The 14,560-nt window shown below is 52.6% G+C and carries 13 protein-coding genes; 12 read left to right on the top strand and 1 reads right to left on the bottom strand.

Features of this window, described 5'->3' with window-relative positions; genetic code table 11:
* The first annotated feature begins 19 nt into the window (after nt 1-19).
* The 12 genes from H8S80_RS22645 to H8S80_RS22590 all read left to right on the top strand — a co-directional run bounded on the left by H8S80_RS22645 (nt 20) and on the right by H8S80_RS22590 (nt 13,704).
* Nucleotides 20-652, top strand: a complete 633-nt coding sequence (locus H8S80_RS22645; protein ID WP_117632336.1) for a hypothetical protein — start codon at nt 20-22, stop codon at nt 650-652.
* 34 nt (nt 653-686) lie between these two features.
* Nucleotides 687-1,175: a dihydrofolate reductase gene (locus H8S80_RS22640; protein ID WP_117632337.1), complete on the top strand. Its 489-nt coding sequence runs from the start codon at nt 687-689 to the stop codon at nt 1,173-1,175.
* Nucleotides 1,176-1,350: 175 nt separating this feature from the next.
* Nucleotides 1,351-2,241 (top strand): sulfide/dihydroorotate dehydrogenase-like FAD/NAD-binding protein, encoded by an 891-nt coding sequence (locus H8S80_RS22635; protein WP_002602835.1) that lies wholly within the window; start codon nt 1,351-1,353, stop codon nt 2,239-2,241.
* Complete coding sequence (gene gltA, locus H8S80_RS22630; protein ID WP_002602836.1) at nt 2,241-3,632, top strand: NADPH-dependent glutamate synthase; 1,392 nt, start codon at nt 2,241-2,243, stop codon at nt 3,630-3,632. The genes H8S80_RS22635 and gltA overlap by 1 nt, the downstream gene beginning before the upstream one ends.
* Before the next feature lie 106 nt (nt 3,633-3,738).
* Nucleotides 3,739-5,103 (top strand): MATE family efflux transporter, encoded by a 1,365-nt coding sequence (locus tag H8S80_RS22625; protein WP_002602837.1) that lies wholly within the window; start codon nt 3,739-3,741, stop codon nt 5,101-5,103.
* A gap of 22 nt (nt 5,104-5,125) precedes the next feature.
* Nucleotides 5,126-6,547 (top strand): MATE family efflux transporter, encoded by a 1,422-nt coding sequence (locus H8S80_RS22620; protein WP_002602838.1) that lies wholly within the window; start codon nt 5,126-5,128, stop codon nt 6,545-6,547.
* Between the two features lie 139 nt (nt 6,548-6,686).
* On the top strand, nt 6,687-7,937 hold the full coding sequence (locus H8S80_RS22615; protein ID WP_002602839.1) for a C40 family peptidase: 1,251 nt from the start codon (nt 6,687-6,689) through the stop codon (nt 7,935-7,937).
* Between the two features lie 18 nt (nt 7,938-7,955).
* A complete protein-coding gene (locus H8S80_RS22610; RefSeq protein WP_025530909.1) occupies nt 7,956-9,161 on the top strand; it encodes a helix-turn-helix transcriptional regulator in 1,206 nt (401 codons plus the stop codon).
* Nucleotides 9,162-9,249: 88 nt separating this feature from the next.
* Nucleotides 9,250-11,181, top strand: coding sequence for a bile acid Fe-S flavoenzyme BaiCD (gene baiCD, locus H8S80_RS22605; protein WP_117632338.1), 1,932 nt, complete (start codon nt 9,250-9,252; stop codon nt 11,179-11,181).
* Nucleotides 11,182-11,253: 72 nt separating this feature from the next.
* A complete protein-coding gene (locus H8S80_RS22600; protein WP_117632339.1) occupies nt 11,254-13,194 on the top strand; it encodes an FAD-dependent oxidoreductase in 1,941 nt (646 codons plus the stop codon).
* A 79-nt stretch (nt 13,195-13,273) separates the two neighbouring features.
* Nucleotides 13,274-13,510, top strand: coding sequence for a hypothetical protein (locus H8S80_RS22595; RefSeq protein WP_117632340.1), 237 nt, complete (start codon nt 13,274-13,276; stop codon nt 13,508-13,510).
* Entirely contained in the window at nt 13,507-13,704 is a 198-nt protein-coding gene (locus H8S80_RS22590) for a hypothetical protein (RefSeq protein ID WP_117632341.1), read from the top strand. Before H8S80_RS22595 ends, H8S80_RS22590 begins: the two co-directional genes overlap by 4 nt.
* A gap of 15 nt (nt 13,705-13,719) precedes the next feature.
* Here the strand turns inward: H8S80_RS22590 and H8S80_RS22585 are convergent, their stop codons facing one another.
* Nucleotides 13,720-14,187 (bottom strand): TspO/MBR family protein, encoded by a 468-nt coding sequence (locus H8S80_RS22585; protein WP_117632342.1) that lies wholly within the window; start codon nt 14,185-14,187, stop codon nt 13,720-13,722.
* Nucleotides 14,188-14,560 lie beyond the last annotated feature (373 nt).

Below are 14,560 nucleotides of genomic sequence, written 5' to 3'. Positions count from 1 at the left end.
CAGGACGGAGGACAAAAGAATGTTAAACTGCGAGAGAACAAGCGTAATGAATTTTGAAAATGCCATCCGGGGCGCGAGAAATCCCATGAACAGCTGGGGGCGTATGGACAGTGGCTACGATGAAGACGGTAATTTTGTGCTGGGACCCAATGATATGAGCCTGGCCAGACGGTTAAGAAATGCAGGCAGTGACCACCGCAAATACATCCGGCAGATTTTCGTATCCGTGGATATCACCGCACCGCTGTACTGGTGGAAGGAGTACGATACCTATAAAGTTTCCACCGTGGCAAACTCTACCAGCACGATGCACAAGATTCACAGCAAACCATTTTCCATAGATGATTTCAGCCACGACCACATGACTCCGGAGACCCTGGAATTCATGAATCAGATGGTGGAGTATTTAGAGAAGGTGCGGAACCGCTATCTGGAGACGAAGAGCAAGGACGACTGGTACGATATGATCCAGCTGCTCCCGTCCAGCTACAACCAGATGAGGACGTGTACCATGAATTATGAATCCTTAATTAATATGTACTTTGCGAGAAGAAACCACAAGCTTGCCGAGTGGCACACCTTCTGCGACTGGATCATGACACTTCCTTATGCAAAGGAGCTGATAGCGGCGGAAGAAGACGAAGAAGCATGATCTGCTTCGCGGAAAAACAGGAAAAGAGGTTATCATGAACATATTAGTAACTGTTGACAAAAACTGGGCGATCGGAAATCAGGGCCAGCTCCTGGTCTCCATTCCTGAGGACCAGCGCCTTTTGCGGGAGGAGACTCAGGGGGGAATCATCGTGATGGGACGAAAAACCTTTGAGACCCTTCCGGGAAAGCAGCCGCTGTACGGCCGCATCAACGTGATTCTGTCAAAAGACCGGAATTACCAGGTAAAAGGCGCGGTCGTCTGCCACTCTCTGGAAGAGACTCTTGAATTTTTGAAGCAGTACCCCCAGGCCTCCGTATTCATCATCGGCGGCAGCAGTATCTATGATCAATTCCTGCCTTACTGTGACACCGTCCACGCAACCTTTATCGATTACGAATACAGCGCCGATACCCATTTCCCCGACTTAGACAAGTCCGGGGAGTGGAGCCTTACCGCTGAGAGTGATGAGCATACCTACTTTAATTTGTGTTACAGTTTCCGGATGTATCAGAAGAAATGAGCCAAGCCAGGCCGCAGGAACAGCAGTAAGTTTATCCTTTATTTTTAAGAATTCATATTGTCAGGTTGGAAATTAGATGGTAAGATGATAAGAGTACCATTTCTCCTGATTGTTGGGGAAGGCTATCAGGAAAGGCGTACAGGTATAATTCACCAAAAGAATTAGGAGGATGAAGATGTATAAGATTTTAAAAGCAGAGAAATTAGCTGACAAGATCTATCTGATGGACGTAGAAGCGCCCAGGATTGCTAAAGCCTGCCAGCCGGGAGAATTTGTAATTGTCAGGATGGACGAGAGGGGAGAGCGTATTCCTCTCACAATCTGTGACTATGATAGAGAAAAGGGAACCGTTACCATCGTGTTCCAGATCGTCGGAGCCAGCACAGAGAGAATGGCTGGTTTAAAGACGGGAGATTCCTTCATCGATGTCGTGGGACCTCTGGGTAATCCGTCGGAGTTCGTTCATGACGACTTGGAAGAAGTGAAAAACAGAAAGTATTTATTCGTAGCCGGCGGCGTTGGAACTGCTCCGGTATATCCACAGGTAAAATGGTTAAAAGAACACGGCGTTTCCGTTGATGTCATTATGGGTTCCAAAACAAAGGATTTACTGATTCTGGAAGACGAGATGCGGACGGTAGCCGGTAATTTGTACGTCACCACAGACGATGGTTCCTATGAGAGAAAAGGCATGGTTACAGAAGTGATCAAGGATCTGGTTGTAAACCAGGGCAAGAAGTACGATGTCTGTGTAGCCATCGGACCGATGATCATGATGAAATTCACCTGCCTGATGACAAAGGAACTGGGTATTCCGACAATCGTAAGCTTAAATCCGGTCATGGTGGATGGAACAGGCATGTGCGGTGCCTGCCGTGTATCCGTGGGCGGAGAAGTGAAGTTCGCCTGCGTGGATGGACCTGAATTTGACGGCCATCTCGTGAATTTCGACGAGGCGATGAAGAGACAGCAGATGTATAAGACGGAAGAAGGCCGTGCGCTGTTAAGACTTCATGAGGGTGCGACCCATCATGGCGGATGCGGCCATTGTGGAGGTGACGAGTAATGGATATGATGAAGAAAGTGCCTGTCAGAGAGCAGGATCCGAAGGTCAGAGCGACAAATTTCGAAGAGGTTTGTCTTGGATATAATGAAGAAGAGGCGAGAGCGGAAGCCAGCCGCTGCTTAAAGTGCAAGAATCCGAAGTGCGTGGGCGGATGTCCCGTTTCCATCGACATTCCGGGCTTTATCAAGGAGGTTCAGGAAGGCAACTACGAGGAAGCCGCAAAGGTAATCGCAAAATCCTCCGCACTTCCGGCGGTCTGCGGCCGTGTGTGCCCGCAGGAGAGCCAGTGTGAAGGCCAGTGTATCCGCGGAATTAAGGGCGAGCCGATCTCCATCGGTAAGCTGGAGCGTTTCGTTGCAGACTGGTCCAGAGAGAATGGCTTCGTTCCGGCGGCTCCGGAGAAGACCAACGGCAGGAAGGTAGCCGTGATCGGTTCCGGCCCCTCCGGCGTGACATGTGCAGGCGATCTGGCGAAGATGGGATACGAGGTGACGATTTTTGAAGCCCTCCACGAGCCGGGCGGCGTACTGACATACGGTATTCCGGAATTCCGTCTCCCGAAGGAAGGCGTCGTACAGCCGGAGATCGATAACGTGAGAAAGTTAGGCGTTAAGATCGAGACAGACGTCATCATCGGCAAATCAGTGACCATCGACGAGCTGCTGGATGAAGAAGGCTTCGAGGCCGTATTCATCGGTTCCGGCGCTGGACTTCCGATGTTCATGGGAATCCCTGGTGAGAACGCCAACGGCGTATTCTCAGCCAATGAGTATTTAACGAGAAGCAATTTAATGAAAGCGTTCCGTGATGATTACGATACGCCGATCGTTGCAGGTAAGAAGGTAGCGGTTGTCGGCGGCGGAAACGTGGCGATGGATGCCGCGAGAACGGCTCTTCGTCTCGGCGCAGACGTACATATTGTATACAGAAGAAGCGAGGCAGAGCTTCCGGCCAGAGCGGAGGAGGTACACCACGCGAAGGAAGAGGGAATCATCTTTAATCTTCTGACAAATCCGATTGAGATTCTCACCGATGGCAACGGATGGGTGAATGGCATGAAGTGCATCAAGATGGAACTGGGTGAACCGGATGCTTCCGGCAGAAGAAGACCGGTTGCCATTGAAGGTTCCGAATTTGTCATCGAAGTGGACACGGTTATCATGTCTCTCGGAACTTCACCGAACCCGCTGATCTCCGCCACTACGAAGGGTCTCGAAACTAACCGCAGAAAATGTATCGTAGCGGAAGAGTCAAACGGTAAGACCACAAAGGAAGGCGTATATGCAGGCGGCGACGCCGTTACGGGTGCTGCCACAGTAATTCTCGCCATGGAGGCGGGACGCGCCGGAGCGAGAGGAATCCACGAATACTTATCCGGACAGGGTGAATAAAAAGTATTACAACAGGAAGTGTAGATAGAAGTATCATAACAGGATGCAGAGGGGCTGCCAGCAAGGCAGCCCTTCCTGATGATATATCATTTCGTTTGAGGTGTATATGAGTAAGAAGATAGATTTGCTGCATGGCCATATTTTTACGTCTCTGACGGGACTGGCCCTGCCGATTATGGCGACGGCGCTGGTCCAGACGGCATACAGCCTGACGGATATGGCGTGGATCGGCCTGGTGGGGTCTCCCGCGGTGGCGGCAGTGGGCGCGGCCAGCATGTATACATGGCTTTCCCAGGGCGTTGTGGCGCTGGCCAAGATGGGAGGCCAGGTGAAGGTGGCCCATTCTCTCGGCAGCGGGAGACCGGAGGAGGCCGCCAAGTATGCGGCGGGAGCGATCCAGATGGGCGTTCTGTTTGCCCTGGTATTTGCCGCTGTTACAGTATTTGGAGCCCGTCCGCTCATCGGATTTTTCGGCTTGAGTGACGGCGCCATTATTCACAATGCCCAGGTGTATTTGAAGATTACCTGCGGCCTGATCTTGTTTTCCTTTTTAAATGCGATAATTACCGGAATACTGACGGCGATGGGGGACAGCAAAACACCGTTTATCGCCAATGTTATCGGGCTTATCATGAATATGATACTCGATCCGGTTTTAATATTCGGCGTCGGACCGTTTCCCGTAATGGGTGTCGCCGGTGCGGCGGTGGCCACGGTCACGGCACAGATGATTGTAACGATTGTATTTCTTGTGGTAGTGAAAAAGGACAGACTGGTGTTTGATAAGGTCCGTTTCCTGGAACGGATCCCCAAAGATTATTTCCGGGTGATGGTCCGCATCGGCCTTCCGGCTGCGGTCCAGAATCTGATCTATACCAGCATTTCCATGGTTCTGACCAGATTCGTGGCAGGCTTCGGCGACGCGGCCGTGGCGGTGCAGAGAGTGGGAAGCCAGATCGAATCCATCTCCTGGATGACGGCGGATGGGTTCGCGGCGGCCATCAATTCCTTTATTGGCCAGAACTACGGAGGACGCCAGTACCGACGGGTGAAGAAAGGCTATATGACGGCCATCGGCGTCATGTTCGTATGGGGGCTTTTCTGTTCAGGTGTGCTGATCGGATTTCCGAGGCAGATCTTCGGACTGTTTATCCATGAGGCAGATATTATTCCCATGGGCATCAGCTATCTCGTCGTCCTCGGTTTCTCACAGATGTTCATGTGTGTGGAGCTGACGACGGTCGGCGCGCTGTCCGGTCTCGGGAAGACACTGCTCTGTTCCGTTATAAGTGTCGTGTTTACCTCGGCAAGAATACCGCTCGCCATGATTTTAAGCAGCACACCGCTGGCGCTTGACGGCATCTGGTGGGCATTTACGATTTCCAGCGTGATCAAGGGAATCCTGTTCTTTATCTGTTTTCTGTATGTATCCGGGAAGCTTCCGGAGGATGGCGCGCAGGCGTCATGGTAAGTTTAGAAGGGGGAGTTTGCAAATGAAGAAACCGATGACACAGGAAGAACGTTTTGTACAGATGATCGAAACGCCGGTTTCCACACTGATTCCGCGGCTGGCGGTTCCAACGATTATCAGCATGCTGGTGACCGCCATCTATAATATGGCGGATACCTTTTTCGTCAGCCAGATCGGAACCAGCGCATCCGGCGCGGTGGGCGTCATGTTCTCCGCCATGGCCATGATACAGGCTATCGGCTTTACGCTGGGAATGGGGAGCGGGAATTACATCTCGCGTTCGCTGGGGGACAGAAACGGCGGGGAAGCGGAAAAATCGGCGGCGACCGCATTTTTCACGGCCCTGATCATCGGTGCCCTGATCTCGGTTTTCGGGCTCATCTGCCTGCGGCCGCTCGTATTTCTTTTAGGGGCTACGGAAACCATCGCTCCATACGCCATGGACTATGGCAAATATATTCTGATCGCAGCCCCCTTTATGATGTCTTCCTTTGTCATGAACAATATTCTGCGCGCCCAGGGAAATGCCATGTATTCCATGATCGGTATTACCACGGGCGGTGTCCTGAATATGATTCTCGATCCTATTCTGATCTTCGGTTTTGATATGGGGATTGCAGGAGCGGCCATTGCGACGATGATGAGTCAGATGATCAGCTTCGGAATCCTGTTTTACCAGTGTAATTTCAGAGAAGGAAGCATTCGGATGAGGCTGTCCAAATTTACGCCTACCGGGAAAATGTACGGAGAGATTCTGCACGCAGGGCTTCCCTCCTTCTGCCGCCAGGGACTGGCCAGCGTGGCGACAGTGATCCTAAACTTTGCGGCAGGACCATTCGGCGATTCCGCTATTGCGGCCATGTCGATTGTCTCCAGGTTTATGATGTTTATTAACTCGGCGCTGATCGGCTTCGGCCAGGGCTTCCAGCCGGTATGCGGTTTTAATTTCGGGGCGAAGCGGTACGACCGTGTGCTGGAGGCGTTCTGGTTCTGTGTAAAGGTGGCGATTACGATGCTGACCTGTTTCGGCATCATTGCATTTGTGATCAGCCGCCCGATCATTACCGCATTCCGCCGGGAAGATTTAGAGGTGATCCGGATCGGTACGCTGGCGCTGCGGCTGCAGATCCTGACGCTGCCGCTTCAGGCGTGGGTGATCATGGTCAACATGCTGACCCAGTCCATCGGATACGGGTTCCGCGCTTCGCTGGTAGCCATGGGACGCCAGGGCCTGTTCCTGATTCCCTCGCTCCTCATTCTGCCGAACATCTGCGGCATTCTGGGTGTACAGCTGGCCCAGCCGGTAGCCGATGTCTTTACCTTTGCGCTGGCGACCTTTATCGTGGTGAGAGTGCTGGAGGAATTGAAAACCATGCGGGAGGGGCAGAAAATGAGCGAAAAGGCCGGGAGGCCGGACTCCCATGCCGGAGCACAGCCGCTTTAGAGGCCATGTTCTGCGTGATTATAAAAAAATCATAAAAAATATAAAAAAGGGTTGAATTTTACCTATGGTTTCGGTTAACATAAGAGATAGAGTATTTCTACATAAAAATTCCAGATGAAAATAGAGCGAAGGACCAGCGATGAATATAAAAATACAGTTAAGAAGCAATCATTTTCGGAAGTGGCTGAGGAGACTCGGCTGCAGCCTGTTAATCGGAAGTATGCTATGTACACAGACAGTTCCCGCGTGGGCCACATCCAAGGCGGAAAAAGAGAAGAAAGAGGCTCAGCAGAAGCTGGATGACGCTAAGAAGAAGGCGGAAGCGGCAGAAGCCAACAAGAACGCCGCCAACGCCCAGGTGTCAAAGCTGACCTCGGATTTAACGGCGCTTCTTACCGATATTCAGTTCCTCGAGACGGATATCACCAACAAGGAAGCCGACATTAAGCAGGCGGAAATCGATTACGAGGCTGCTAAAAAAGAAGAAGAAAAGCAGTATGCTGCTATGAAAAAGCGGATTCAGTATATGTATGAGAAGGGCGATACAGAGTACCTTGATATCTTTCTTCAGGTAAAGAGTATGGCGGACCTGTTAAACAAAGCGGAGTATGTGGAGAGTATCTATTCCTATGACCGGAAGATGCTGGATACGTATCAGGAGACAAAGCAGCAGGTGGCTGACAACAAGGCGCAGCTGGAGAATGACAAGGCCGAGATGGAGGTAATGGAGCTGGAGCTTCAGGGCCAGAAATCCCAGTTGGAGACGACGATTGCCAAAAAGAAGAAGGAAGTCAGCAATTTTGACTCCCAGTTAGCCCAGGCAAAGAATGACGCGGCGGCCTATGCCAAGACCGTAGAGAAGAAGAACCAGGAGATTCAGAAGGCAAAAGAGGAAGAGGCCAGAAAGAAGAGGGAGGCCGAGGAAGCAAGAAAGAAAGCGGAAGCGGAAGCAGCAAAGAAAAAGAGTTCGGCTACGACTACTTCGAAGAAGACATCGGCCAACGACAAATACACCGGCCCGGCTGCGGTAAAGAGCAGCGGCGGATCGGCACAGGGCCGCGCGGTGGCGGATTATGGCCTTCAGTTTGTGGGTAATCCCTACGTTTACGGAGGGACAAGCTTAACGAACGGAGCCGACTGTTCCGGTTTCGTGCAGCAGGTATACAAGCATTTCGGCTACTCACTGCCGAGAAGCTCTTCGGAGCAGCGTTCCGCGGGACGTGAAGTCTCTTATTCGGAGGCGCAGCCAGGTGATTTAATCTGCTACGCCGGCCATGTCGCGATCTATATCGGAAACGGACAGATTGTTCACGCCAGCACGCCTACGACTGGTATCAAGGTAGGTACGGCTACATACAGGACGATTTTATCGGTCAGAAGAATCGTATAAGGTGAGATTATAAAAATTATGAAACAGCAGAATGACTGGTACACGGGGATCAACCATTACGACAACTATGTGGAGAAGGAGATCGGGATCGAGCGCAGAATCATCGACGGGCCCACCGATCCGTATCTCCACGAGCGTGTGGAGATATTCTATGTGTTGTCCGGAAAGGGCGCCATATCGGTAAACGGATATGCCTACGACGCGGTGCCGGGCAGTCTGTTCTGCATGTATTCCCACCACTTCCACCATGTGGAAGCGGTGGAGGAAAAGCTCGATGTGGCGGTGATCCGGTTCCACATCGGGCTTTTTATGTATATGAGCTGGGAGAAGCACCCGAAGCACGCCAATGCCAGGCTGGTGTACGATACGAAGCCCATGGTGAGACTTTCCGGGGAAGAGAAGGAAGAGGTGGAGGCGCTGGTGCGCAGCCTTCTTCGTGAGGCAAAGGAAGCGCGATTTGAGCGTCTTAACATGATCGAGTACAAGACGCTCGAGCTGCACGCCTATTACTGCCGGTATGCCTATGAGGAAATCGGTAAGGCGTCCCGGAAGGAACGGACGGTATGGAGCATCATCGAGAAAGTGATTCTGGCAACGGGAGAGGATATCACGCTGGAGGACATGACTGAGGAGGGGATAAGCCCTGAGACGATGAACCGGAGGATCAAGGAAGCCTGCGGATTCACATTTTTCCAGCTCAAGCAGTTTGGAAAGGTGATCAATGCCTGCGCGCTGCTGCATTTTCCGGAATTGTCCATGGAGTATATCGGCGATCAGCTGAATTTCTCTTCTGCCGCGGCATTTTACAAGGTGTTCAAACAGTACTGCGGGGTGACTCCGCGGGAGTATCAGACGGAGTATATCGGAACCATGGTTCCGGGAAGCGGCGCCGGTTCGGCAATGCAGTTTCTTCAGTATATCCATATCCATTTTTCCGAGGATATACGGCTGGAGGATTTATGTGAGAAGTTCTGTATGAAGCCGTATACAGTGAAGCAGATCTTTAAACAGGTGTTTGGAAATCCCTTTGAAGAGCTGCTGGCCCAGGTCCGCATCTCCTATGCCTGCTCATTTCTGCGGACAGGGGACAGGACGGTTCTGGAAATCGCCTCTCTGTGCGGCTTTAACTCACAGTCTACCTTTCAGCGGCATTTTAAACGGTGGATGAACCAGACGCCGGAGGAGTACCGGGAAGTGATGAGAGAAAAGCCTGACAAAAAATGATAATAAAACTTCATAATGTGAATATAAGGAGAAGCCCTTCTTTGCTATAATGAAAGTATCATGTTCAATATGCGAAGGAGGTTTTTCTATGTATGACAGATTATTTTCTCCGATTCAAATCAGGGGTCTGGAACTGAAAAACAGGGTGGTGCTGCCTGCAATGGGAACCCGTATGGCGGGGGAAAAGGGGGAGATCACTCCGAGGCTTGCCGCCTATCACGCGGCCAGAGCGGCCGGCGGCTGCGGCTTAAACATCGTGGAGGTGGCCGCGGTACATACACCCAGCGCTCCCGCACACTTTGTATCCATCAGTGACGACAGCCTGATCGGGGGGCATAAGAAGCTGACGGATGCCATCCACCAGAACGGCGGAAAGGCGGCGATTCAGCTGTGGCAGGGCTCTATCGCCACGACGTTTGACCCCAGGGCAGAAATGCTGGTGGTTAATGATATGGAGTTTGCGGGTAAGAAGCTTAAGGCTATTACAACAGACAGGATACAGGAGATTGTGGAGTGTTACGGAAAGGCCGCGGCGCGCTGTGTCGAGGCTGGATACGACTGTCTGGAATTCCACTGCGCGCACAATTATCTGCCCCATTCCTTCTTAAGCGGAGGCTTAAATCACAGGACGGATGAGTACGGAGGAAGCTTTGAGAACCGGTCGAGATTCCCGCTTGAATGTATACGGGCGATTCGGAACGCCATACCGGAGGAAATGCCGCTGTTCATGCGTATTGATGCTCACGATGATTATCTGCCGGGTGGGCTTACTATCGAAGAAATCATCGAATTCTGCCGCATAGCCGGGGAAAATGGAGTGGATGTACTGGATGTATCCAGGGGAAATATCATTACGGCCGGATCCGTTTATGAGGTTCCGCCCATCGATATTCCGAGAGGCTTTAATGTGGAGAACGCCGCACGGATCAGAAGAGAGACGAAGATGGCGACGATCGCCGTGGGAAGGATTAACACCGCGGAGCAGGCGGAAGCCATCCTGGAAGAGGATAAGGCCGATATGGTCGTCATGGGAAGAGCCCAGCTGGCTGATCCGGAGTTCTGCAATAAGGCGAGGGAGGGCAGGACAGAGGACATCATCCACTGTGTCGGCTGCAACCAGGGCTGCTACGACGGATTCTGCGATTTAAGGAACAGACCGTTTATCACATGTCTGAGAAATCCGTGTCTGGGTCACGAGGAGGAGTGGAAGCTTACAAAGGCGGAGACTCCGAAACGGGTCTATATCGCAGGCGGCGGAATGGCCGGCCTGGAGGCGGCCAGGGTGCTGCTCATGAGGGGCCATCATCCGGTGATCTTTGAGGCGGGAGACCGTCTGGGCGGCCAGTTTATCACGGCGGGCCAGGCTCCGGGCAAGGAAGAGATGAAACAGGCAGCCATTTCCTTTGGACGGCTGGTGGAGCGGTCGGGTGCGGAGGTGCGCTTCCATACGCCGCTTACACCGGAGATTATCACGGAGGAGAAACCGGACGCGGTGATCGCGGCCGTAGGCTCCGCGCCGATCGAGCTGAAGCTTCCGGGAAGCGGGAAGAAAATGGTCTGTCAGGCCCACGCCGTGCTGGAGCATGAAGTGGAGCCGGAGGGCAGCGTCTGTGTGATCGGAGGCGGGCTGGTCGGTCTCGAGGCCGCGGATGCGCTGGCGGCGGCCGGGCATCCGGTGAAGGTGCTGGAAATGAAGGATACGGCGGGAGAAGATCTGGGAATGCTCCGGAAAATCGCCGTGATGCAGAAGCTCGGCGGTGAGTCGGTCGGGATCATCACAAATGCCCGATGTCTCGAAATCAATGAGACCGGTGTGGTGGTTGAGACACTGGAAGGGAAGGAGACCGTGGTCTGTGACAGCGTGGTTCTGGCTGTGGGGTCTGCTTCGAGAGACAGCAGTGCGCTGAAAGAAGCCAGTGAGAAGGCTGGGGCGGATTTCTTTGTTATCGGAGATGCGAAGCGGGCAAGGCGTGCGATTGATGCGATTGCGGAAGGATTTGACACTGCAAGGCAGGTATAGAAGGCTGGTGAAGAGGAAGCCTGTATGCCGGTTTCGCATAGAGCTTTGCACGGAAAAGAGGAGGAATTATCGATGAAATCCAGATTATTAGAAGCGTTAAAGATCGGTTCCATGACCGTAAAAAACGGCGTTTTCATGGCACCCATGTCCCTGGGATACGAGAGCCCAGACGGAACGGTCAATGAGACCATGCAGGAATACTGGCTGGCAAGGGCGAGAGGCGGCGTGGGCTGTATCATCACCGACGCGCTCTCGGTAGATCCCGATGTGCCGTATCTGGGCAACACGCTGTGTTTCAGAAATGAAGAGAGTATTGCGTCCTACCGCCATTTCACGGACAAAATCCACGAGTGCGGCGCCAGGGTGATCCCGCAGATCACCCACCCGGGACCGGAGAGTGTCAGCGCGTTCCGCGGCATTCCGCCCATGGCCAGCAGCGTGTACTTAAATTCCATGGCTCAGAAGACCAGGGCTGTCACACTGGAGGAAATTCCAGGGATCATACAGAAATACGCAAAAGGCGCATACGATGCCAAGCGCGCCGGCTTTGACGGAATCGAGCTGCACTGCGCCCACGCGTATATGCTGCTGGGATCACTTTTATCACCCATGAGGAACAAACGGACGGACCGTTACGGCGGCAGCCTTGACAACCGGGCACGCCTGCTGTGTGAAGTCCTGGATGCGATTCGGGAGTCCTGCGGCCCCGATTTCCCGATTATTCTTCGCATGTCGGGAAGTGAACGGGACGAACAGGGCAATACGCTGGAAGATATGAAGTACCTCGTTCCGATCCTGGAACGTCACGGCGTGGATGCATTTGAAATCAGCGGCGGTACCCAGTATGAGCGATGCAATAAGATTATCCCGTGCCACGGGGAGGTGCAGGGCGTCAACGTTCCGGAGGCGGAAGCGCTGAAGCAGGCGGCGGCAGTGCCGGTACTCGTGGTCGGGAAAATAGGCGAGCCGCGGTATGCGGAATATCTGGTCGATTCGGGCAAGGTGGATGGCGTCGTGCTGGGCCGCGCCCTGATTGCGGATCCCGACTTCGTAAAAAAGATGGAAGCCGGAGATTACGACGGAATCGCACCGTGCGCGGCCTGCGCCATCGGATGTGTGGGAGAACAGACGAAACGCCATCCGGCCTCCTGCGTGATCAATCCGGCGGCAGGCAGGGAGAAAGAGCTGGAGCTTACGAAAACGGAAAGGCCGGAACGTGTGGTAATCGTGGGCGGCGGAATCGGCGGCATGGCCTGTGCCAGGGCCTGTGCGGTGCGCGGCCACAAAGTCGTTCTCCTGGAGCGGGAAAATGAACTGGGAGGCCAGATGCGGCTTGCCTGTATTCCGCCCCATAAGCAGGAACTGAGCAAATGGATTGTCTATCTGGAGCATGAACTGGAACGGCTGTCTGTAGACGTACGGCGGAACACGGCCGCGGACAGGGACGTTATTGACCGTCTTTCTCCTGATACGCTGGTTATCGCTGCCGGAGCGGGAGAGATGCTCCCGCCGGTACCGGGAATCGATCCGGAGCAGGCGATAACCGCATGGAAGGTATTGAGAGGAGAGACAGCAATCCCAGGCGGAAATGTCCTGGTAGTCGGCGGCGGTATGGTTGGCTGTGAGGTCTGTGAGTACATGATGCATCAGAAGCGCGGATTCTGTCATATTACCATGATCGAGATGGCAGATGAGATCGGCGCGGGAATGGTAGTGAACAACAGAGTGCCGGCCATGATACGGCTGAACCGGCCGGAGATTACCATGATGACAGGCACAAAGCTGGTATCCGTAAACGGCGGAGAGGTGACTGTGGAAAGGCGCGGCACACAGGAAGTTTTAAGCGGCTTTACCCATATCATCTATGCCTGCGGGGCACGCCCGGTCAGAGGTCTTTATGAGGAACTGAAAGAGGCTTATCCGGAGGCGGTTCTGATCGGAGACGCGCAGCAGCCCGCACAGGCGCTGGAAGCGGTGAGGCAGGCGGTGGAGACTGCGGTGCGGATCGGTTAATCCAGGAAAAAACATTGGATTATGGCTGTCCCTGATGATATAATGGAAATATAAGAAATACATGAAGGAGGACACGCTGATGAAACAATGGCTGAATACTGCGGACGAATATATAAAGTCCTGGAAAATCCGTGATGTGGCGTTGTTAAAGCTCTGCGTCTGTGCTGCCGGGTTTCTGTTTGGAATGGGAATCCCAAAACGGCACCGGAACAAAGCGTCAATCGCTGCAAGTATTATTTTCTCTGTGACCTATGTGCTGGTGATGCTCCCATTTTTAAAGCTGCTGGTCAGAAACTTGAAAGAGGGAGCGGCTTGAATGTTGGCCTGAACATGGGCCTGAACATGGGCCTGACTGTGGGCCTTAACGTGAACCAGAATGTGGGCCTGAACGTGGACCTGACTGGAGATGCGGAAGCTTCGAAGGAAATGCTGCAGGAAGAAAGGGGAGCTGTCATACCTGTGATTTACCATCACTGGCGGGGCAGTTCCCCTTTTCTCCTGTTTTCGTAACCGGCAAAACACGGATCATCGATTCAGAAGGTAAATAGACAGATTCAGATATGCGGCGAACATACACCATAACAGGTATGGAATCTGTAAGCAGGCTGCCAGAGGGGAGATTTTATAAAACTGGTAAATCATCACGGCTATAAGCAGGATCAGTGCAATAAGCCAGATAAATGACAGCAGATATTGGGAGAGACCAAAAAACAGGATGCTCCATCCAAAATTGAAAAGAAGCTGTAATGCATAGTATTTAAGCGCTTTTCCTGTGTTTGGATCCCCCGAGACATAGATCATGTAGGAGGAGATCCCCATTAACAGGTACAGAATTGTCCATACAACCGGAAACAGAAAGGCCGGCGGTGATAAGGGCGGCCTGATCAATGTCTGGTAGGCCATCGTATTACCGCTGATAAGCGCAGAAATAGAGCCGACAGCCAAAGGGATCATGATTGAAATGAGCAGAGCGCTGATATTTTTCGATTTCATAGATGTACCTGGAGACTCGTGTCTTCAGACATGAGAGGAAAGGCGCCCCTCAGCGTCTCTTACAGAGTCTCTCTTTCCTTTCTTTTATTGAATCTTTAGAACGTGTAATTCAAATGCTGTAAGTGCGGATACCGAAGCAATGATGACCGGATCGGTGTGATGAATTTGTACCTTGCCGCTCCGAAGAGCATCCCGGCGTAACGAGTCAATTCCACTGGGATCGAAAGCGAATTCTTCTCTGGTTAGCAGAGGTCTGTCAGGCAAAGCCGAAGCAGAAGGGCTGCAGTCAATCAGCCTATAGTAGCCAATGTTAGAGGTAGGAGACAGAGGAATCCCCTGTTGTTTTTACTACGGTTGTTGAGCTACAAGCCTG

This window comes from Hungatella sp. L36 (genome assembly GCF_014288035.1).
The sequence above is the reverse complement of the archived record's forward strand: the minus strand, read 5'-3'. Positions and strand labels throughout refer to the sequence as shown.

Coding starts and splice junctions, on each gene's coding strand:
- H8S80_RS22645 (WP_117632336.1), top strand. CDS start 20: ATGTTAAACTGCGAGAGAACAAGCGTAATGAATTTTGAAAATGCCATC.
- H8S80_RS22640 (WP_117632337.1), top strand. CDS start 687: ATGAACATATTAGTAACTGTTGACAAAAACTGGGCGATCGGAAATCAG.
- H8S80_RS22635 (WP_002602835.1), top strand. CDS start 1,351: ATGTATAAGATTTTAAAAGCAGAGAAATTAGCTGACAAGATCTATCTG.
- gltA (WP_002602836.1), top strand. CDS start 2,241: ATGGATATGATGAAGAAAGTGCCTGTCAGAGAGCAGGATCCGAAGGTC.
- H8S80_RS22625 (WP_002602837.1), top strand. CDS start 3,739: ATGAGTAAGAAGATAGATTTGCTGCATGGCCATATTTTTACGTCTCTG.
- H8S80_RS22620 (WP_002602838.1), top strand. CDS start 5,126: ATGAAGAAACCGATGACACAGGAAGAACGTTTTGTACAGATGATCGAA.
- H8S80_RS22615 (WP_002602839.1), top strand. CDS start 6,687: ATGAATATAAAAATACAGTTAAGAAGCAATCATTTTCGGAAGTGGCTG.
- H8S80_RS22610 (WP_025530909.1), top strand. CDS start 7,956: ATGAAACAGCAGAATGACTGGTACACGGGGATCAACCATTACGACAAC.
- baiCD (WP_117632338.1), top strand. CDS start 9,250: ATGTATGACAGATTATTTTCTCCGATTCAAATCAGGGGTCTGGAACTG.
- H8S80_RS22600 (WP_117632339.1), top strand. CDS start 11,254: ATGAAATCCAGATTATTAGAAGCGTTAAAGATCGGTTCCATGACCGTA.
- H8S80_RS22595 (WP_117632340.1), top strand. CDS start 13,274: ATGAAACAATGGCTGAATACTGCGGACGAATATATAAAGTCCTGGAAA.
- H8S80_RS22585 (WP_117632342.1), bottom strand. CDS start 14,187: ATGAAATCGAAAAATATCAGCGCTCTGCTCATTTCAATCATGATCCCT.